Source organism: Aeromonas sp. 160P (assembly GCF_055193095.1).
This window is the reverse complement of record NZ_JBUXKV010000001.1, coordinates 1,652,122-1,671,228: the sequence shown is the minus strand read 5'-3', so window position 1 is coordinate 1,671,228 and position 19,107 is coordinate 1,652,122. Positions and strand designations below refer to the sequence as shown.

18 protein-coding genes are annotated in these 19,107 nt (G+C 60.7%); 11 read left to right on the top strand and 7 right to left on the bottom strand.

What is annotated here, in order from left to right; translation table 11 throughout:
- Positions 1–77 precede the first annotated feature (77 nt).
- Positions 78–1,622 (top strand): apolipoprotein N-acyltransferase, encoded by a 1,545-nt coding sequence (gene lnt / locus ACY8FN_RS07910; RefSeq protein WP_463099677.1) that lies wholly within the window; start codon positions 78–80, stop codon positions 1,620–1,622.
- Between the two features lie 65 nt (positions 1,623–1,687).
- Here the strand turns inward: lnt and nqrE are convergent, their stop codons facing one another.
- The 5 genes from nqrE to ACY8FN_RS07885 form a co-directional block, all read right to left on the bottom strand.
- Positions 1,688–2,287, bottom strand: a complete 600-nt coding sequence (gene nqrE / locus ACY8FN_RS07905; RefSeq protein ID WP_463099676.1) for an NADH:ubiquinone reductase (Na(+)-transporting) subunit E — start codon at positions 2,285–2,287, stop codon at positions 1,688–1,690.
- Between the two features lie 200 nt (positions 2,288–2,487).
- On the bottom strand, positions 2,488–2,880 hold the full coding sequence (locus tag ACY8FN_RS07900; protein WP_463099675.1) for a hypothetical protein: 393 nt from the start codon (positions 2,878–2,880) through the stop codon (positions 2,488–2,490).
- Between the two features lie 262 nt (positions 2,881–3,142).
- Entirely contained in the window at positions 3,143–4,324 is a 1,182-nt protein-coding gene (locus ACY8FN_RS07895) for a MerR family transcriptional regulator (protein WP_463099674.1), read from the bottom strand.
- Between the two features lie 175 nt (positions 4,325–4,499).
- Positions 4,500–6,236, bottom strand: a complete 1,737-nt coding sequence (gene recJ, locus ACY8FN_RS07890) for a single-stranded-DNA-specific exonuclease RecJ (RefSeq protein ID WP_463099673.1) — start codon at positions 6,234–6,236, stop codon at positions 4,500–4,502.
- The gene (locus ACY8FN_RS07885; RefSeq protein WP_139729668.1) at positions 6,196–6,846 is read right to left on the bottom strand and encodes a disulfide isomerase DsbC N-terminal domain-containing protein; all 651 of its coding nucleotides are present in this window, start codon (positions 6,844–6,846) and stop codon (positions 6,196–6,198) included. Before ACY8FN_RS07885 ends, recJ begins: the two co-directional genes overlap by 41 nt.
- A 317-nt stretch (positions 6,847–7,163) precedes the next feature.
- On the opposite strand from ACY8FN_RS07885, the gene mscL reads away from it, so the two are divergent.
- On the top strand, positions 7,164–7,571 hold the full coding sequence (gene mscL / locus ACY8FN_RS07880) for a large-conductance mechanosensitive channel protein MscL (protein ID WP_042022829.1): 408 nt from the start codon (positions 7,164–7,166) through the stop codon (positions 7,569–7,571).
- A gap of 75 nt (positions 7,572–7,646) precedes the next feature.
- Here mscL and xerD read toward each other — a convergent pair whose 3' ends face one another.
- A complete protein-coding gene (gene xerD / locus ACY8FN_RS07875) occupies positions 7,647–8,546 on the bottom strand; it encodes a site-specific tyrosine recombinase XerD (RefSeq protein ID WP_463099672.1) in 900 nt (299 codons plus the stop codon).
- A gap of 228 nt (positions 8,547–8,774) precedes the next feature.
- On the opposite strand from xerD, the gene fldB reads away from it, so the two are divergent.
- From fldB to ACY8FN_RS07860, 3 genes are all read left to right on the top strand, one after another.
- A complete protein-coding gene (gene fldB / locus ACY8FN_RS07870; protein WP_463099671.1) occupies positions 8,775–9,293 on the top strand; it encodes a flavodoxin FldB in 519 nt (172 codons plus the stop codon).
- Positions 9,294–9,496: 203 nt separating this feature from the next.
- Positions 9,497–10,897 (top strand): TldD/PmbA family protein, encoded by a 1,401-nt coding sequence (locus ACY8FN_RS07865; RefSeq protein ID WP_463099670.1) that lies wholly within the window; start codon positions 9,497–9,499, stop codon positions 10,895–10,897.
- Positions 10,897–12,237, top strand: coding sequence for a TldD/PmbA family protein (locus tag ACY8FN_RS07860; RefSeq protein WP_463099669.1), 1,341 nt, complete (start codon positions 10,897–10,899; stop codon positions 12,235–12,237). Before ACY8FN_RS07865 ends, ACY8FN_RS07860 begins: the two co-directional genes overlap by 1 nt.
- 142 nt (positions 12,238–12,379) lie before the next feature.
- On the opposite strand, the gene ACY8FN_RS07855 is transcribed toward ACY8FN_RS07860, so the two are convergent.
- Positions 12,380–12,886 carry a zinc ribbon-containing protein gene (locus ACY8FN_RS07855; RefSeq protein WP_101325565.1) on the bottom strand — a complete coding sequence of 169 codons (507 nt, stop codon included), beginning with the start codon at positions 12,884–12,886 and terminating at the stop codon, positions 12,380–12,382.
- 145 nt (positions 12,887–13,031) lie between these two features.
- On the opposite strand from ACY8FN_RS07855, the gene leuS reads away from it, so the two are divergent.
- The 6 genes from leuS to rlmH all read left to right on the top strand — a co-directional run bounded on the left by leuS (position 13,032) and on the right by rlmH (position 18,936).
- A complete protein-coding gene (leuS, locus tag ACY8FN_RS07850) occupies positions 13,032–15,608 on the top strand; it encodes a leucine--tRNA ligase (RefSeq protein WP_463099668.1) in 2,577 nt (858 codons plus the stop codon).
- A 99-nt stretch (positions 15,609–15,707) separates the two neighbouring features.
- Positions 15,708–16,190, top strand: a complete 483-nt coding sequence (locus ACY8FN_RS07845) for an LPS-assembly lipoprotein LptE (RefSeq protein ID WP_463099667.1) — start codon at positions 15,708–15,710, stop codon at positions 16,188–16,190.
- Positions 16,191–16,278: 88 nt separating this feature from the next.
- The gene (holA, locus tag ACY8FN_RS07840; protein ID WP_438580273.1) at positions 16,279–17,316 is read left to right on the top strand and encodes a DNA polymerase III subunit delta; all 1,038 of its coding nucleotides are present in this window, start codon (positions 16,279–16,281) and stop codon (positions 17,314–17,316) included.
- Entirely contained in the window at positions 17,313–18,002 is a 690-nt protein-coding gene (gene nadD / locus ACY8FN_RS07835; protein WP_463101143.1) for a nicotinate-nucleotide adenylyltransferase, read from the top strand. Before holA ends, nadD begins: the two co-directional genes overlap by 4 nt.
- Before the next feature lie 104 nt (positions 18,003–18,106).
- Complete coding sequence (gene rsfS / locus ACY8FN_RS07830; protein WP_042022811.1) at positions 18,107–18,448, top strand: ribosome silencing factor; 342 nt, start codon at positions 18,107–18,109, stop codon at positions 18,446–18,448.
- A 20-nt stretch (positions 18,449–18,468) separates the two neighbouring features.
- On the top strand, positions 18,469–18,936 hold the full coding sequence (rlmH, locus tag ACY8FN_RS07825) for a 23S rRNA (pseudouridine(1915)-N(3))-methyltransferase RlmH (RefSeq protein WP_042022810.1): 468 nt from the start codon (positions 18,469–18,471) through the stop codon (positions 18,934–18,936).
- Positions 18,937–19,107 lie beyond the last annotated feature (171 nt).

The window sequence follows — 19,107 nt, the reverse complement described above, 5'->3', positions numbered from 1 at the left end:
CTCGCCGTTGCCCCGCTTACAGGTTAAGATACCGGCCATTCGACCCCAGTTGCACACCAAGACGAGCACAATCGCCCGTGAAATCATCGCCCGTTACATCAAGACTGCTGTTAAGCCTCAGTGCACTGGCCTGTGGCGCCATCGCCGTGCTGGCCTTCTCCCCCTTCGGCTACTGGCCGCTGGTGATCCCCTCCCTGCTCGGCCTCTACGCCCTGCTGGATAAAGCCACGCCGAAACAGGCCGCCTGGCGCGGCTTTGGCTACGCCATGGGACTCTTTTTGCCGGGGCTGTGGTGGATCCACGTCAGCATGACCGAGTTTGGCGGCATTCCGCTGCCGGTCGCCTTCGTGCTGCTGGCCGGGCTCTCCGCCTATCTGGCGCTCTACCCGACCCTGGCCTGCTGGGCCTTCGCCCGCTTCTTTGGCGGCCGTCACTGGAGCCGCTGGCTACTCGCCTTCCCGGCTCTGTGGTTGGTGGCTGACTGGCTGCGCGGCTGGGTGATGACCGGCTTCCCCTGGCTCTGGTTTGGCTACAGCCAGATCGATGGCCCCCTCAAGGGCTTCGCCCCCATTCTCGGGGTGCAGGGCATCACGCTGGCGCTGTTGTTCTGTGCCTCCGCCATCTGGCTGGTGTGGAAATCCCGCTCGCCACTGTGGCTGGCGGTACCCGCCCTGCTGGTAGCCGGGGCCCACGGCCTGATGCAGCTCAACTGGGTCACCCGTGGCGAGCCGGTCAAGGTGGCACTGGTGCAGGGCAATATCGCCCAGTCCCTCAAGTGGGATCCGGAAGCACTGGCCCCCACGGTGCGCACCTATCAGGATTTGAGCCGCGAGAATCAGGATGCCGACATCATCGTCTGGCCGGAGTCGGCGATCCCGGCCATCGAGAAGGCGATGGGCCCCTATCTGGAGAATCTGGACAAGGCGATGAAGGTGAACGATACCGGCCTGCTAGCGGGGATCATCCACTACGACGAGCAGCAACAGCGCTTCTACAATACCGTGCTCGGCATGGGGGTGCAGGATGCGGATGGCAAGGAGTCCTACTTCTACAGCCACCCCAACCGCTACAACAAGTACCACCTGCTGCCCATCGGCGAGTTTGTGCCGTTTGAAGATCTGCTGCGCCCCATCGCCCCCTTCTTCAACCTGCCGATGTCCTCCTTCAGCCGGGGTGACGAGGTGCAGCCCAACCTGATCGCCAAGGGGCTCAAGTTCGCCGCCGCCATCTGCTACGAGATCATCTTCCCGGAAGAGCTGCGCCGTAACGTCAATGCCGATACCGACTTCCTGCTGACCGTCTCCAACGACGCCTGGTTTGGCACCAGCATCGGCCCCTGGCAGCATATGGAGATCGCCCGGATGCGCGCGCTGGAGCTGGCTCGTCCGCTGCTGCGCGACACCAACACCGGCATCACTATCGTCACCGAGATTGACGGCAGCATCATCGGCCAGATCCCGCAGTTTGAAGCGGGGGTGCTGCGCAGCGAGGTGCGTCCCGCCCACGGCGAGACCCCCTACCTGCGCTTTGGCAGCTGGCCGCTATACGGCCTGACCGTCCTGCTGCTGGGTCTGGCGCTGGCGCTGCGCCCCAAGGCTCACCCCTGGGCCCGCGAGCTGTAATGGCCACCCGCAATCTCTGATAACAAACGAGGCGCCCGCAGGCGCCTCGTTTTTTTGTCATCCCCTCATAGCGATATGCCGGAAAAGGACATAAAGCCGAGGGACATCAGCCCCGCCACGATAAAGGTGATGCCGATGCCCCGCAGCCCCTCCGGCACATCGGCGTACTTCAGCTTCTGGCGCAACCCGGCCATGGCGACAATGGCCAACAGCCAGCCGAGCCCGGAACCGGCGCTGTAGACCAGCGACTCGATGAAATCGTAATCCCGCTGCGCCATAAACATCACCCCGCCGAAGATGGCGCAGTGCACCGTCAACAGCGGCAGGTAGATGCCGAGCGCCTGATAGAGGCTTGGGAAGTACTTGTCGAGCACCATCTCCATCACCTGCACCAGCGCCGCCAGCACCCCGATGTAGATGATGTAATCGAGAAATCCCAGATCGAATTCGCCGAAAAAGGTACTGCCTGCCCGCAAGATATGACGGAAGATCAAATTGTTAAGAGGAATGGCGATCACCATCACCACCAGGATCGTCATGCCAAGACCAAAGGCGGTGTTGATGTTCTTCGAGACCGCCAGAAAGGTACACATCCCCAGAAAGAAGGACAGGGCGAGGTTCTCGACAAAAATCGAGTGAATAAACAGGTTGAGGTAGTAGTCCATAGGGTGTGCTCACCAGGTGTTTGCGCAAAGAGAAAGTCTGCCTCTGGCCGAAGGCCAGCAGCATGGACAAAGCAACAGGAAGGGCGGACGCAGCACCGGACAATAGACCGCAAGCAGCAGGTGTCAGCCTGCCCCGTCAGTCAATCAGGAACGTTAAAAACAGTGTGAAAACGTGGATCGGCGCCCGCCAGCAGGGTGAGCTAGTCGCCGTGACAGAAGCGAAATTGCAGATGGTGGCCGAACAGTTGCCGCTTGGGCAGATAGCCAAAGTGGCCGCAGGCTTGCCTGACATAGATCAGCGGCACAAAGAACAGCAGACCGCAGAGCAGGCCGAGGATGTCGTGCTTGAACCAGGCCAGCACCATCTGATAGCGCTCGGAATGGGTGGCACCTTCCAACCGCCGCCCCTGCTCGACCCCGTGGCGCCACTGATTGCCCGGCAGCAAGCCGACTGTGTCGACCAGACGCAGGTCGAGCGGGTCTTGCAGTGCCATCCCCGCCATCGACGCAGCAGATGGTCCCTGCGCAGATACGCTCAGCCCCGCCGCGGCAAAGGCAGCGAGCCACAGGATGCAGGCGATGACGAATGCCATTGCACCCTGCTGTATGCGGCTTGGGGGTAAGCGACTGGTGAGAGGCAAGAACCGGGCTCCTTCAAGAGATGACAGGAATGCGGGGGTAAATATATCACAGACCCTCGCTTTATTGGATTTTGAGATTTACCTCTTCAACCAAATCAGCACCAAACACTTAATTATCACTGAATTCGGCATTTAAAAACCCAAACAAAAACGGGGGAGCATCTACTCCCCCATCTGGTCACTGGTTCACCCTCAATGGCGGCAGCCATCCTCTTCACACCGCCTGCAGGCAGCAGATCACATAGCCGTAACTGCCCAGATATTGGCGGTGGATGGCCACTTCCCGGCTCAAGTCCTGCCAGGCGGGGCTATCCCCCAGCTCGGCGCGATAGCGCGCCAGATTGACCTCGATGGGGTCCAGATAGTTGTTCCATGCGCTCATCGGCAGCAGGGTGTGTGACAGGCAGCGGTAGCCTGCCCCTTGCACCGTCTCAAGCAGGCCAGCCAGCGTCTGCATGGCGGGATAATCCTGCTGCCAGAATGCCAATGCCTCCTCGGGCGGGTGATCGGTCAGCCAGACCGCATCGCTCAGCACGATGCAAGCCTGCGGGCTTGCAAGCAGCGGACGCCACGCCTTCAGCGCATTGGCAACGCCCATCACGTAGGCACTCCCCTCCGCCCAGATGAGGTCGGCTGGCGCCAGATCGTCCGGCAGTGCCGCCATGTTGGCGCAGAGGGTGGAGACATGCTCAAAGCCCGCCGCACGGGCGGAGTGCGCCACGGCGGCCAGTGCATCCTCTTCCAGATCGATGGCCACAATGGCGGCATCGGTCACCTGAGCCAGCGCCATGGTCGAGGCCCCGCGCCCGCAGCCCATGTCGAGGATCCGGCGCGGCCGGAGGGGCAAGGCAGCAAACTGCTGCTGAGTGAAGACGCGATCCCCCGGCCCCCAGTAACTCATGCCATCCAGCAGCTGGATAAAATCTTTGATGTAACGCTCGTGTTCATTCATGTCTTTGCTCAACCATTGCAAGTGGTAGCGATCTTTCTCGCTAAAACCCTGTTTCATCACCCACGCGAAGTAGGCCTCCGGTGCCTCGCGCTGCAGTTGCAGCTGCCAGGCCTTGAATGCGTCGCCGGAGCGCGGGCGCAGCCCTGCCAGATCCGCCAGCAGATCCCGGGCACGCTGCATTTGCGCAAGCTCATCATCCAGCTCCCTGACCCGGGCCTGCAATGCCGCCTGATCTATCTCGCCAGCCAGACAGGCGAGACACTGCCTGAGGCTGAGACCACCCGCCTGCAGGGCCTGCACCATCTGAAACCGCTGCAGATCCCCCTCGTCATAGTGACGATAGCCGTTGGCGGCCCGGGTACCGGCAATCACCCCCAGCTTCTCGTAATAGAGCAGGGTGGAGCGGGCGAGGCCGCAGCGGCGGGCCAGTTCGGATATTTTCATGGCAATCACTCACGGTGCAGGCCCTCAGGTGACCCGATAGAGACGAGCTTAAACTGTGAAGCTATAGACGGGTCAACGCCCTTTTCCAGACATCCGCCAACAAAAACGGCCACCCAAGGGTGGCCGTCGTCAGCGATGTCAGCGATGTCAGCGACAAAGTAGCTATGTTACCGGCTCAAAGACCGGCCGCCTCCAGATGCTCCACCAGCAGCTGCACGCTGCGGTTGCCGCGCCACTCGTTGACATCGAGCCGGTAGACCAGCCGCACCCGCTTGACCGAGGCATCGGGCCAGCGCTTGAGATCGACGCCAAAGGCGATGGCATCCACCGCGTGACCGGAATCGGTTGTCAGCATCATCTTGAGGTGCTTCTCCCCCACCAGCCGCTGCTGCACCAGCACGAATTCGCCGTCAAACAGCGGTTCGGGAAAGGCCTGACCCCAGGGGCCAGAGGCGCGGATCAGCTCCGCCAGCTCGAGGTTGAGTTCGTCCGGCAGCAGCTCACCGTCGGTGAGCAGCACCCCGGTCAGCAGCTCGGGGGTCACCAGCTCGCAGATGACCGCCTCAAAGGCGCGGCCGAAGGCCTCGATATTGGCCTTGGCCAGGGTCAGCCCCGCCGCCATGGCGTGGCCGCCAAACTTGCCCATCAGGCCGGGATGGCGGGTGTCGAGCAGTTCCAGCGCATCGCGCAGGTGCACCCCGGGGATGGAGCGACCGGAGCCCTTGAGCTCGGTCTCGCTGCTTTCGGCAAAGGCGATGACCGGGCGGTAGTACTTCTCCTTCACCTTGGAGGCCACCAGCCCCACCACCCCCTGATGCCACTCGTTGCGGTGCAGCACTATGCCCGACGGCACCTCGCCATCGCGAAAACGGATCTGCTCCAGGGTAGCGAGCGCCTCCTGCTGCATCCCCTGCTCGATCTCCTTGCGTTCCTGATTGAGGCTGTCCATCTCGGCCGCAAGCTGGCGCGCCAGATTGAGATCATCGCTCAGCAGACAGGCGACCCCGAGGGACATGTCATCGAGGCGGCCCACCGCGTTGAGACGCGGCCCCAGCGCAAAGCCGAGGTCGGCGGCGGTGAGGCGGCGCCCATCGCGGCCCGACACATCCACCAGCGCCTGAATGCCGGGACGGCAGCGCCCGGCCCGGATCCGCTGCAACCCCTGATGGACCAGAATGCGGTTGTTGCCATCGAGCGCCACCACATCGGCCACAGTGCCAAGGGCCACCAGATCCAGATAATCCGCCACATTGGGGGCGCGCAGCCCTTGCCGTTCGTACCAGCCGAGCTGGCGCAGGTGGGTGTTGAGGGCCGCCATCAGGTAGAAGGCCACCCCCACCCCGGCCAGCGACTTGGAGGGGAAGTCGCAGCCATGCTGGTTGGGGTTGACGATGGCATCGGCGTCAGGCAGCTCCTGACCCGGCAAATGGTGATCGGTAACCAGTACCTGCATGCCGGCCGCCTTGGCTGCCGCCACCCCGGCAATGCTGGAGATGCCATTGTCCACAGTGATCAGAAACTCGGCACCGCGGGCCACCGCCAGCTCGATGATCTCGGGGGTGAGGCCGTAACCGAACTCGAAGCGGTTGGGCACCAGAAAATCGATATGATGACCACCCATGGCACGCAGGGCCAGCACGCACAGCGCCGAGCTGGTGGCGCCGTCACAGTCGAAATCGCCGACGATGAGGATCCGTTTTTGGGCAATCAGGGCATCCGCCAACAGCGGCACCGCCTGCTCCATGCCATAGAGGCGCTGGGGCGGCAACAGCTGGCTGGCGCTGCGCTCCAGCAGGGCGGGATCGTCTACGCCACGGCTGGCGAAGATTTGGCGAAGCAGGGGATGCAGGGTGGCAGGCAGATGGGAATCATCAACTTTCGGACGACGACGAACTTGCAGGGGCTTCGGCATAGTTATCCAGTATTTTTAGCAATTGCTCAGGGCTTTGGTAACCGCGAACCAGATTCCCGTCAGAAGAGACCCAGGCAGGCAATACCTTGACCCCCAACCATTTGCTCAGGCCAATATTTTGAATAAGGGTCTCACTACATTCCTGTTGAGGCAAATAAGCTTTGAAAGGCGCATGTTGCAACAAGGGGTCGCTGCACCAGTCGGCAGCCTGTGCCGCATGCTCAATCACAGGATACAGCTCGACACTGATCCCTAATGCCTGCAGATGTTGTAACGTCGGCGCCAACTGCCGTCTTCTCGCCTCATGTTCACCGAGAAACAACGCGACTCGATGACGCTCGTCCGGAGCCTCAAGCACAATGGGCGCATAGCTCACCTGAGACAAACCCAGTCGACGCTGCTCGCGCAGGCCTGAAACGGTCAGATTTTTCATGTCATGGGCCATATCCAGCATGATGCCCTGAACAACGTAGTCCCCTTTGGCATCGCTGTAGAGCACACCCTGGGAAGTGCCCAGCATGTATAACCCGCTAATCGGTGTCTGCTCCACCAGATAGACAGCTATCCCCAACCGGGTTGAGATGACCTCTTTCAAGGCGTGGGGATCCATCCCGGCTCTGGCACAAAATGTGAACAGTAGCATCATTCCCAGTAGTAAATACTTCACTGGATTACTCACATGGTATGAATGAATTGACCCCGCAAAGTACAGCAGCATAGTTTGTTATTCAATCTGCTAATCACCAAAAAATTAATACCCGGCTGTGCCAAAAAATAATGGCCCGCTGATTGCCAATCAAAGCCAACCCCAGCAAGCTAGTCACGACGACAGGAATAACGCGGCCTCGCCTCCGTTTTCCTGATAAAGGCAGCGTCTCCTGTTCAGGGGCAACCCATGCGTTATTTTGTTTAATTTCGGAGGATATTATGAGTTTGATTCAAGAGTTCAAAGCCTTTGCCGCCCGCGGCAACGTGATCGACATGGCGGTGGGTATCATCATCGGTGCCGCCTTCGGCAAGATTGTCTCCTCTTTTGTCGGTGACGTGATCATGCCACCTATCGGTCTGATCCTGGGTGGCGTGGACTTCAGCGACCTGGCGGTCACCCTCAAGGCTGCAGAAGGAAGCACACCCGCAGTGGTCATCGCCTACGGCAAATTCATCCAGACCATCATCGACTTTCTGATCATCTCCTTTGCCATCTTCATGGGGCTGAAGGGCATTAATACCCTCAAGAAGAAGCAAGAGGAAGCGGCAGCGCCGGCAGGCCCGACCAAGGATCAGGAGCTGCTGAGCGAGATCCGCGATCTGCTCAAATCCCAGCAGGGGAAATAAGCGCAACTTCCTGTCGTGTAATGCCAAAAAACCGCCAGCTGGCGGTTTTTTATTTCGGCAAACCCGCGCACCGGCTCAGGCTCTGGGATGGTGTTCACCGTGCAGCGCCTTGAGTCGCTCGTTGGCCACATGGGTGTAGATCTGGGTGGTGGAGAGATCCGCGTGGCCCAGCAGCATCTGCACCACCCGCAAGTCGGCGCCGTGGTTGAGCAGATGGGTGGCAAAGGCGTGACGCAGGGTATGAGGTGACAGCTCGCCATTGATACCCGCCCGCAGAGCATAGATCTTGATGCGGTGCCAGAAGGTCTGGCGGGTCATCATCTGCGCCCGCTTTGAAGGGAACACCACATCTGAGCTGGTGCCCCCCAGCAGCAGGGTGCGGGCCTCCCGGTAGTAACGCTCCAGCCAGTGCATCGCCTCCTCCCCCATCGGCACCAGCCGCTCCTTGTTGCCCTTGCCCACCACCCGCACCAGCCCCTGACGCAGGCTGACATGCTCGGCAGTGAGCCCCACCAGCTCGGAGACCCGTAGCCCGGTGGCGTAGAGCAGCTCCAGCATCGCCTTGTCCCGCAGCTCCAGCGGGTCGTCCACCAGCGGCGCAGTCAGCAGCGCGTTCACCTCGGCTTCGCTGAGATCGGAGGGCAATTTTTTCGGCAACTTGGGCCCCTCCAGCAACACGGTCGGGTCATCGCTGCGCAGCTTCTCGCGGTTGAGGTATTGGTAAAAACGGCGCAAAGCCGACAGGAAGCGGGCGGTGCTGCTGGCCGCAAACAGGTGATCCACCCGCCAGGCGAGGTAGTGCTGGATCTCGTCCATCCCCGCCAACAGCAGCGAGCTGCCGTGCTCGTCGAGCCAGAACGAAAATTTTTCCAGATCGCTGCGATAGGAGCTGACCGTGTTGTCAGATAATCCGCGCTCCAGCCAGAGGGCGTCGAGGAAGGGTTCAATCAGGGGATGGGGCAAAGGCTTGCTCATAGTGCGCTGTAATCAGGGGGTCGATGGCCCATTGTAACGCGCCAACTCCTTGCAAAGACAAGGCACTTTTGCCACCCACCTTGCCAGGCGGTGAAGGTCGAATGGCAATCTGCTAGACTGGCGCCCTCCCCTTACGTCACCCATAGTGTTGCCCACATGGCGTCGTCCACACGAGCAAGCGAGAAGGCGCCAAAAGCAAGCGAGAAAGCGCCAACAGAGAGAAGAGCGATGAAGATTGGTCTGTTTTACGGTTCCACCACCTGTTACACCGAGATGGCTGCCGAGAAGATCCGCGCCCTCATCGGCCCCGAGCTGGTGGATATTCACAATATCAAGGATGTCTCCCTGCGCCGGATGGAGGATTACGAGATCCTGATCCTCGGCATCTCCACCTGGGATTTCGGCGAGCTGCAGGAGGACTGGGAGTCCCGCTGGGAAGATATCGTTGATCTCCATCTGGAGGGACGCATCATCGCCCTGTTTGGCCTCGGTGATCAGCTGGGTTATGGCGAATGGTTCCAGGATGCCCTCGGCCTGCTGCACGATCAGCTGGTGCCCAAAGGGGTCAAGCTGGTGGGCTACTGGCCCAACGAAGGGTACGAATTTGATGCCTCCAAGGCACTGATCGACGATGGCCATCACTTTGTCGGGCTGGCGCTGGACGATGCCAATCAATATGACCAGACCGATCCGCGCATCGAACAGTGGGTCGAACAGATCCTGAGCGAAATCCACGCCCTGCTCTGACGCCTTCTTCCTCCTGCCCGGGTGGCCACTTGCCCTGTGCTATGGCCGCCCGGGCGCAGTTATCGCACCGATTTTCTCAATCGGTATCATCGCGTGACCCTATAGCGACTTTTTTGTGCTGGTCTGCAACAATAGCCTCGACATCCAATAACAATCAGCGCCGGGTGTCGGAAGCAAACGGACAGACCAGAAAAGGATATTCTATGACTCCATTCTCCCTGTTGGCCCCCGCCATCGCCCGTGACGTGCTCGATCACGCACTGGCACTGGGTGCCGATTTCGCCGAGCTGTTTGTGGAGCGCAAGCGCCGCAGCTGGCTCAGCCTGCTCTCCAGACAGATAGAGAACATCAGCGGCGGCCTCGATTTCGGTATCGGCGTACGCCTCTGCTACGGCTACAAGGTGCTCTATGGCTACACCAATCTGGCCAGCCGCGACGAGCTGCTGCGCATTGTCACCCTGCTGGCGGCCAAAGACAGGCGCGACCCGGTGGTCACCGCTACCGCCTTCGATTTCACCCGCTTGACCGATCGCAACCCGGTGGCACTGCCGCTGTCAGCCGACAAGCTGCTGGAGCAGAAGATTGCCTACCTGCACGCCATGGATGCGGCAGCCCGCGCCGAGAGCGGCAAGGTGAGCCAGTTCTCCGGCAACGTGCTGGGCTGGGAGCAGGAGGTGGAGATCTTCAACAGTGAAGGGTTGCAAGTGAGCGATCGCCGCCACTACAACCGCATCATGGCCCAGACCATCGCCATGGAAGGGAGCGAGCAGAGCGTCGGCTACGAGGCACCGGGCGCCCTGATGGGCTGGGAGCATGCCGAGCGCATCGATCCGCGCGAGCTGGCCCTCACCGCCACTCGTCAGGCGCTGGTGAAGCTGGGCGCAGCTCCCTGCCCGAGCGGCACCCTGCCGGTCATCATGGAGAACGGTTTTGGCGGCGTCATCTTCCACGAGGCGTGCGGCCACCTGCTGGAGACCACCTCGGTGGCCAAGAAGGCCTCGGTGTTCCACGACAAGATGGGCCAGCTGATCGCCAATCCGGTGGTCAATGCGGTGGATGAAGGCTTGCAGAGCAACGCCTGGGGCTCCATCAACGTCGATGACGAGGGGATGGCGACCCAACATACCCAACTCATCAAGGACGGCGTGCTAACCGGTTTTCTGGTGGACAGAATGGGCGCCCTCAAAACGGGCTACGCCCGCACCGGTTCGGGACGGCGCGAATCGTACAAGTACGCCCCCACCTCGCGGATGCGCAACACCTATATCGAACCGGGAAACCACAGCCTCGACGATATGCTGGCCACCGTCGAACACGGTATCTATGCCAAGAAGATGGGCGGCGGTTCGGTACAGCCGGGCACCGGCGAGTTCAACTTCAACGTGCAGGAGGCCTACCTCATCGAGCATGGCAAGGTAACCAAACCGCTCAAGTCGGCCACCCTGATCGGCACCGGCCCGCAGGTGCTGAAAGAGATCTCCATGGTCGGCAGCAATCTGGCGCTGGCCGCTGGTATGTGCGGCTCGGTCTCGGGCTCGGTTCCAACTTCAGTCGGCCAACCGGCCCTTAAAGTGGACAACATTCTGGTGGGAGGGAACGCCTGATGAGCCAACTCGACATGAATCAACTGCTCACCCGCCTGCTGGATAAAGTGGCCGATATCAACGCCGAAGCAGACATCATCGCCAATCAGGAGAGAGCCTTCTCCCTCAAGGCCGACAAGGGCGAACTCGGCGAATACAAGGTGACCAGCAGTCAGCAGCTCGGCATTCGGCTGATCAAGGAGGGTCGAGTCGGTATCGCCTACTCGGAATCCCTCGATGAGCTGGCGCTGGATGCCATGCTGCAAGACGCGCTGGATGCCAGCCGCTTTGCCAAGGTGGATGCGGATCAGCGCATCTCGGTAGCGGGCAGCCGGATCACCACCGACTGCGCCGAGATCAGCCAACCCGACACCACGCCGGTGGAGGAGAAGATCTCCCTGGCTCTGCGCCTCGAATCGGACATGCTGGCCATGCCCGATGTCACCGGTGCCCCCTACAACAGCTTCTTCGAAGGGGAGAGCCGCCTCTGGCTCGCCAACAGCCAGGGCTCCCTCTGCCAACACAGCGAGTTCAGCGTCGGCTGCTACACCTCGGCGCTGGTCGAACGGGATGGCCGCCAGTCGATGCACTCGCAAGGGCAATATGGCCGCCGCTTCGACGAGCTGGATAGCCAGGCCCTTATCGAGCAGATCCATGCCATCGCCGATGGCCTGCTGCCCGGTGAAGCTGTGCCGAGTGGTCGCTACAGCGTCATCTTCAGCACCAACTGCTTCGCCAGCCTGTTTGGCTGCTTCCAGGGGGTGTTGTCGGGCAAATGGGCCCAGCAGGGGATCAACCCCTGGCGGGAGAAGGTGGGGCAGAGCGTCGCCTCCCGCTGGCTCACCCTGGAGAGCCGGGTCTACATGCCGGGCGGCATGAACATCAAGGCATTTGATGGCGAAGGAGCGGCCACCACGGATCTGCTGCTGATTGGCGAGGGGGAGCTAAAAACCCTGCTTCACAACAGTGCCACCGCCCGCCACTTTGGCGTTGCCAGCAACGGCTCGGCCGCCCGCGGTGCCCGCAGTGCCCTCGATGTCACCGCTCGCCACCTGGTGTTTGGCGCAGGCCCGCATAGCGAAGCGGAGGTGCAGAGCGGCGACTATCTGGAGCTGGTCAAGCTCGATGGCCTGCATTCGGGTGCCGATGCGGTAAGCGGTGATTTCTCGTTTGGGGCATCGGGGTTCCTCTGCCGTGATGGCGTACGGATCCAGCCAGTGCGCGGCATCACGGTAGCGGGCAACGTCTACCGCCTACTGGGCGAGCTGGAAGCGGTCAGTGACACCCTGCACCACAACGATGGCAAGGGTTTCTACGCCCCGCTTATCCGTTTTGGCGGTCTCTCCGTCGCGGGCAAGTAATCCCGTCCATCAATAGAGAGAGGCGCCTGATGGCGCCTCTCTGTTATTGGCAAGCAGGATGTCGATGCCACTGGATAAATGGACGATTACGCTGCGCTAATCGTCCCTACCGGTCGGTACATGAACCTGATGATGCGGCCACTCAGGGCGAGAGCGGCTCGCGGTGATACTCGGCGCAGCCGCATTCGGGGCAGGTATCGAGCTGTTGGGGATGCAGCACGGTATGGCGCCAGCCACACTGGTCACACACCATGACCCCGAGCCCCACCCAGTCACCCGCCTCATAGACCCCCTTGTGCTCCAGCTCGTCAGCCAGCTCGCGCCACTCCACCTGAGCGCGGTCGGTCACATCTGCCAGCCAGGACCAGGCGGTGTCTTTGAGAGCCAGCATAAAGGCGGACTCTTCAATCTGCTCGTTGCCACCCTCGTTCTCGTCATGGCGCCCCTCGTCATAGTTGCCCAGATCCCGCTTCACGTACTCGGCGATCAGCGCCAGCTCGTCCTGGGTCAGATCGCTGGCGGCCTCCAGATAGGCCTGTACCTTGGCAATCATCCGGTTGAGGCGTTCCCCCTGGAACTCTTCAGTCTCTTGCCACTGTTTTTGCAGCTCGGCAATGAAGGCTTCGTACCCTTTTTGACGTTTGTCCATGGCTGTTACTCCTCTACTAAACCCTGATCTGGCCCGGCTTAAGGCCCAAGGGACGCTGGCGGTTGTTGCCGCCGCAGGATATGGGTATTCTATTGCGATTTCCCAGCTGATTTATCTATTCATTTCACAGATCCGGATGTCACCAATGCAAGAGCAATACGTTCCCCAATCAATCGAACCAGCAGTGCAAAAGCACTGGGATGCCAAGAAAACCTTCAAGGCCGTGGAGAAAGTAGACAAGGAGAAGTTCTACTGCCTGTCCATGTTCCCCTATCCGTCTGGTCGACTACACATGGGGCACGTTCGTAACTACACCATAGGTGATGTGATCTCCCGTTATCAACGGCTTAATGGCAAGAACGTGCTGCAACCCATAGGTTGGGACGCATTCGGTCTGCCAGCGGAGAACGCCGCAGTCAAAAACAGCACAGCGCCGGCACCCTGGACCTACGAAAACATCGAATACATGAAGAACCAGCTGAAGATGCTGGGGCTGGGTTATGACTGGGATCGCGAGCTGGCCACCTGCAAGCCCGATTACTACCGCTGGGAGCAGTGGTTCTTCACCAAGCTCTACGAGAAGGGTCTGGTCTACAAGAAGACCTCCTCCGTCAACTGGTGCCCGAACGACATGACAGTGCTGGCCAACGAGCAGGTTATCGACAACTGCTGCTGGCGCTGTGACACCCCGGTGGAGCAAAAAGAGATCCCCCAGTGGTTCATCAAGATCACCGACTACGCCGAAGAGCTGCTGAGCGACATCGACAATCTGGAAGGCTGGCCGGAGATGGTCAAGACCATGCAGCGCAACTGGATTGGCCGCTCCGAAGGGGTCAACATCAGCTTCGCCATCGAAGGTCAGCCTGAGCAGCTGGAGGTCTACACCACCCGTCCGGACACCTTCATGGGCGTCACCTATGTCGGCATCGCCGCCGGTCACCCGCTGGCGCTGCAGGCTGCAGCGACCAATCCGGAGCTGGCCGCCTTTATAGAAGAGTGCAAGAACACCAAGGTAGCCGAAGCGGAACTGGCCACCATGGAGAAGAAGGGCATGGCCACTGGCCTCTATGCCATTCACCCGCTGGATGGCCGCAAGGTACCGGTCTGGGTCGCCAACTTCGTACTGATGAACTACGGCACCGGCGCCGTGATGGCAGTACCGGGTCACGACCAGCGTGACTTCGAATTCGCCACCAAATATGGCCTCGACATCAAGGCGGTGATCAAGCCTGCCGATGGCGAGGTGGACGTGAGCGAAGCCGCTTACACCGAGAAAGGCGTGCTGTTCGCCTCCGGCGAATTCGACGGTCTCGAGTTCCAGGCGGCTTTCGATGCCATCGCCAGCAAGCTGGAAGCCCTCGGCAAGGGCAAGCGCACCGTCAACTTCCGTCTGCGTGACTGGGGCGTTTCCCGTCAGCGTTACTGGGGTGCCCCCATCCCGATGTTGACTCTGGCTGATGGCACAGTAGTGCCGACTCCGGAAGATCAACTGCCGGTTCTGCTGCCGGAAGATGTGGTGATGGATGGTATCCAGAGCCCGATCAAAGCCGACGCCGAGTGGGCCAAGACCACCTACAACGGTCAGGAAGCGTTCCGCGAGACCGATACCTTCGACACCTTTATGGAGTCCTCCTGGTACTACGCGCGCTACTGCTCTCCGGACTACGACAAGGGCATGCTGGACCCGGCTGCTGCCAACCACTGGCTGCCGGTGGATCAGTACATCGGCGGCATCGAGCACGCCTGTATGCACCTGCTCTACGCCCGCTTCTTCCACAAGCTGCTGCGTGACGCAGGGCTGGTGAACAGCGACGAGCCGTTCAAGCGCCTGCTCTGCCAGGGCATGGTGCTGGCCGACGCCTTCTACTACAAAGACGAGAAGGGCGGCAACGTCTGGGTCAGCCCGACCGACGTCAAGGTAGAGCGTGACGAGAAGGGTCGCATCACCAAGTCCATCGACAACGAAGGTCGTGAGGTGATCCACTCCGGCATGACCAAGATGTCCAAGTCCAAGAACAACGGCATCGACCCGCAGCTGATGGTCGAGCGTTACGGCGCCGACACCGTCCGTCTGTTCATGATGTTCGCCTCGCCAGCCGAGATGACTCTGGAGTGGTCAGACTCTGGCGTAGAGGGTGCCCAGCGCTTCCTGCGCCGCCTGTGGCGTCTGACCTTCGAGCACGTCTCTGCCGGTGCCGTTGCGGCACTGGATGTGGCAGCCCTCTCCGGCGAACAGAAAACCCTGCGCCGCGAGCTGCACAAAACCATCGCCAAGGTGAGTGATGACGTGGGTCGTCGTCAGACCTTCAACACCGCCATCGCCGCCATCATGGAGCTGATGAACAGCCTGACCAAGCTCGATACCGAACCTCAGGATCGCGCCCTGATGCAGGAAGCGCTGGAGGCCATCGTCGTGATGCTCACCCCCATCACCCCGCACATCGGCTTCGAGCTGTGGAAAATGCTGGGCAAGGGCGATGACGTGGATCACGCCGCCTGGCCAGTGGCTGATGAAGCGGCCATGGTCGAGACCGAGAAGCTGGTGGTGGTGCAGATCAACGGCAAGATGCGCGGCAAACTGACCGTGCCGGCCGAGATCAGCCAGGCCGACGTCGAGAAGCTGGCGATGGCCGATGCTTCCGTGCAGAAGTTCACCGACGGTCTGACCGTGCGCAAGGTGATCTACGTACCGGGCAAGCTGCTGAACATTGTTGCTAACTGATCAGTTGCCAACTGATCATTGCCAATCTGTGACAGCAAACGGATGATAACGGCGGGCCCTGCGCCCGCCGCTCTTCCCTTCATGCAAAGAGGATTTTCTATGGGCACCATCTTCACCCGCTTGATGGCCGTCATGCTGGCAGCGCTGCTGCTGCAAGGCTGCGGCTTTCAGATGCGCGGCAACGGCATTCCGAGCGAGCTGATGACCATGAGGGTCGTGGGCGACAACAAGAGCGATTTCTACCGACTGGTCACCACCCGCCTCAAGGCCTCTGGCGTGACCCTAGCCGACAAGGAGGGCATTCCGGTGCTCACTCTGGGCGGCATTGGCGGTACCAGTCAGGTCGCTTCGGTCAACGCTCAGGGCGTCGACACTGAATATGTGCTGGGCTTCAGTACCCAGTTCACCGTCTCGGTGCCGGGCAAGCCGACCCAGGTCTTCCCCATCAACTTCAACCGCAGCTTCCTCAACAAGCCGGATGCAGCGCTCGCCTCTTCTCGTGAGCAGGAGCAGCTCAACCGCGAGATGCAGGAGCAGGCGGCCAATCAGGTGATCCGGCAGTTGAGTCAGGTCAGCTTCTGATGCGGATCTACCCTGAGCAATTTGGTGACGAATCGCAGTTCAAGCAGCCAAAGCAGGCAGCCCTTCATTTCAGTCAGGCAAGCTTCTGATGCGCATTTATCCCGAGCAATTTGGTGACCACCTCAAAGCAGGGCTCAGGCCCTGCTATCTCGTTTTTGGTGACGAGCCCCTGTTGCGGCTGGAGGCCATCGATGCCATCCGTCAGATCGCCCGCAAACAGGGTTTCGATGAACGCCACACCTTCGTGGTGGAACAGGGGCTGGACTGGAATCAGGTCTACGATGCCTGTCAGGCCATGAGCCTCTTCTCTGCCCGCCAGATCATCGAGCTGGAGCTGCCCGCCAAGGTGGATAAAGATCTGGCCGCCCGCATCAGCGAAATCGGCAAGCAGCTTCATCCCGACCTGCTGCTGGTGCTGAGCGGCGGTCGTCTTAATCAAACCCAGATGAAAGCCGCCTGGTTCGACAAGCTCTACCAGATCGGCACCTATGTGCCGGTCAACCATCCGGAGCCCAAGTTCTTCCCGCGCTGGATGAGCGCACGCTTCCAGCGTTTTGGCCTCAAGGCGCTGCCGGATGCCATCAACTTCATGTGCCACGCCTATGAGGGCAACCTGCTGGCCGCCAGTCAGGAGATCGAGAAGCTGACCCTGCTCTCGCCGCCCCAGCCCATCAGTGTCACCTATCTGCAAGAGACCATCATCCGCCACGCCCACTTCACCCCTTTCCAGCTGGTCGATACCCTGCTGGAGGGCAAGGTGAACCGGGCCCAGCGTATTCTGGCCGCCCTGCGAGCCGAAGGCACCGAGCCGGGCATGCTGGCCTGGACCCTCTGCCGCGAGCTGGAGCAGCTCACCGAGCTGTCACTGGCGATGCGCAGTGGCCAGCCGCTGGGGGAGCATTTCAGCCGTCTGCGTATCTGGCAGAGCCGCCAGCAGCTGATCCAGCAGGCGCTGACCCGCCTCCCCTTCGCCAAGTTGCAGCAGTTGTGGCAACTGATGGCCCAGCTGGACGATGCCCAGCGCAGTTTCAATACCGAACAGGCCTGGCTGATGCTGCAGACCATTGCCCTTGGCTTTCGCGACAGTAGCCCGTTGCCACTGGGGATGGAGAGCAGCCCGTGCTGAAGGCTGCGATCAGTCTGCTGAAGGCTCCTGCCAGCCAGCTGAAGGCGCCTGTCGGTTTGCTTGGCGGCACCTTCGATCCCATCCATATCGGCCATCTGCGCCCGGCCATCGAAGCCCGCGACACCCTTGAGCTGGCCGAAATCAGGCTGATCCCGAACCATATCCCGCCTCACCGCGCCAATCCGTTCTGTTCCAGCGAGCAACGGCTCGCCATGGTCAGGCTGGCGGCGGCGGAGAACCGCCATTTTGTGGTGGATGAGCGGGAGCTGAAGCGGGATAAACCCTCTTACACCATAGATACCCTTATCGAGCTGCGTCATGAACTGCCCGATACCCCGCTCTGCTTTCTGATGGGAATGGATTCTCTGCTGAGCCTGCCAAGCTGGCACCGCTGGCAGGAGCTGCTCGACTATGGCCATCTGGTAGTGAGTACGCGCCCTGGCTGGCAGCCCGATTATCCGACCGAAGTAGCGCAGCTGCTGGCGCGCCATCACACCCGCGATGCCCGCGCGCTGCACCGGCAGCTGGCTGGCCATATCTGGCTGGCGGACAACCAGCCCGTCGAACTGTCTGCCACCCGGCTGCGGGCCCTGCTGGAGGCGGGGCAAGACACCCGCTACCTCTTGCCCGAGTCGGTTGCGCACTATATTGATCAACAGGGGCTCTACCGCGCCAATCGCCGCTAGCCCCTGCCATAATCCCGCCCCAGCCGATGGGAAACGGGAGTGACCATGATATAATCCGCCGCCCTGACGTAAGTAACAGCGCGCCGGAATAGAGGAGAGACTCATTGCAAGGCCAAGAACTGCATGCCTTTATCATCGACAAGATCGATGACATGAAAGGCCGCGACATCATCACCCTCGATGTACGCGGCACATCCACCATTACTGATGCCATGATCGTCTGTTCCGGCAACTCCAGTCGTCACGTCAGCGCCATTGCCCACCATCTGGCCAGCGAGGCCCGCCACGCGGGTCTGGATCTGCTGAGCGTAGAGGGTCAAGTGAGCGGTGAATGGGCATTGGTAGATATGGGGTCGGTGATCGTGCATGTGATGCAGGATGAACCTCGTGACTTCTACCAGCTGGAAAAATTGTGGAGCGGTGCCGCTCACGTGAACATGCAATAAAGAGCACAAGTGTAACGACGATGAAGATCCAGTTGATTGCGGTGGGCACCAAGATGCCTGCCTGGGTAGAGCATGGCTTCCAAGAGTATCGCCGCCGCTTCCCGAAAGACATGCCATTTGAACTCGTCGAGATCGGCGCCGGCAAACGGGGCAAAAATGCCGACATTCCCCGCATCCTGCAGAAGGAAGGGGAAGCCATGCTGGCGGCCGCGGGGCGCTCGCGCATCGTCACCCTCGACATTCCGGGCAAGCCCTGGACCACGGAGCAGCTGGCCGCCCAGCTGGAAGCCTGGAAACTGGATGGCCGTGATGTCGCCCTGCTGGTCGGCGGGCCGGAGGGCTTGTCCCCCGACTGCAAGGCTGCCGCCGAGCAGAGCTGGTCGCTGTCGCCACTCACCCTGCCCCACCCGCTGGTGCGGGTACTGGTGGCCGAGAGCCTCTATCGGGCATGGAGTATCACCACCAATCATCCGTATCACAGAGAGTGAGCCATGCACTATCCGAGCATCACCCTCAAATACCCGTATCACAAAGAGTGAGCCATGCACTATCCGAGCATCACCCTCAAATACCCGTATCACAAAGAGTGGGCCATGCACTATCCAAGCATCACCCTCCAATACCCGTATCACAGAGAGTGAGCATGAATCGCCAGAGTC

Excerpts from the sequence above, each read along its gene's own strand:
- xerD (WP_463099672.1), bottom strand. The coding sequence starts at position 8,546 with ATGAGCAAGCCTTTGCCCCATCCCCTGATTGAACCCTTCCTCGACGCC.
- ACY8FN_RS07845 (WP_463099667.1), top strand. The coding sequence starts at position 15,708 with ATGGGCACCATCTTCACCCGCTTGATGGCCGTCATGCTGGCAGCGCTG.
- mscL (WP_042022829.1), top strand. The coding sequence starts at position 7,164 with ATGAGTTTGATTCAAGAGTTCAAAGCCTTTGCCGCCCGCGGCAACGTG.
- recJ (WP_463099673.1), bottom strand. The coding sequence starts at position 6,236 with ATGCCGAAGCCCCTGCAAGTTCGTCGTCGTCCGAAAGTTGATGATTCC.
- ACY8FN_RS07885 (WP_139729668.1), bottom strand. The coding sequence starts at position 6,846 with ATGGATCCCCACGCCTTGAAAGAGGTCATCTCAACCCGGTTGGGGATA.
- nqrE (WP_463099676.1), bottom strand. The coding sequence starts at position 2,287 with ATGGACTACTACCTCAACCTGTTTATTCACTCGATTTTTGTCGAGAAC.
- ACY8FN_RS07855 (WP_101325565.1), bottom strand. The coding sequence starts at position 12,886 with ATGGACAAACGTCAAAAAGGGTACGAAGCCTTCATTGCCGAGCTGCAA.
- holA (WP_438580273.1), top strand. The coding sequence starts at position 16,279 with ATGCGCATTTATCCCGAGCAATTTGGTGACCACCTCAAAGCAGGGCTC.
- rlmH (WP_042022810.1), top strand. The coding sequence starts at position 18,469 with ATGAAGATCCAGTTGATTGCGGTGGGCACCAAGATGCCTGCCTGGGTA.
- ACY8FN_RS07900 (WP_463099675.1), bottom strand. The coding sequence starts at position 2,880 with ATGGCATTCGTCATCGCCTGCATCCTGTGGCTCGCTGCCTTTGCCGCG.
- fldB (WP_463099671.1), top strand. The coding sequence starts at position 8,775 with ATGAAGATTGGTCTGTTTTACGGTTCCACCACCTGTTACACCGAGATG.
- ACY8FN_RS07895 (WP_463099674.1), bottom strand. The coding sequence starts at position 4,324 with ATGAAAATATCCGAACTGGCCCGCCGCTGCGGCCTCGCCCGCTCCACC.
- ACY8FN_RS07865 (WP_463099670.1), top strand. The coding sequence starts at position 9,497 with ATGACTCCATTCTCCCTGTTGGCCCCCGCCATCGCCCGTGACGTGCTC.
- leuS (WP_463099668.1), top strand. The coding sequence starts at position 13,032 with ATGCAAGAGCAATACGTTCCCCAATCAATCGAACCAGCAGTGCAAAAG.
- ACY8FN_RS07860 (WP_463099669.1), top strand. The coding sequence starts at position 10,897 with ATGAGCCAACTCGACATGAATCAACTGCTCACCCGCCTGCTGGATAAA.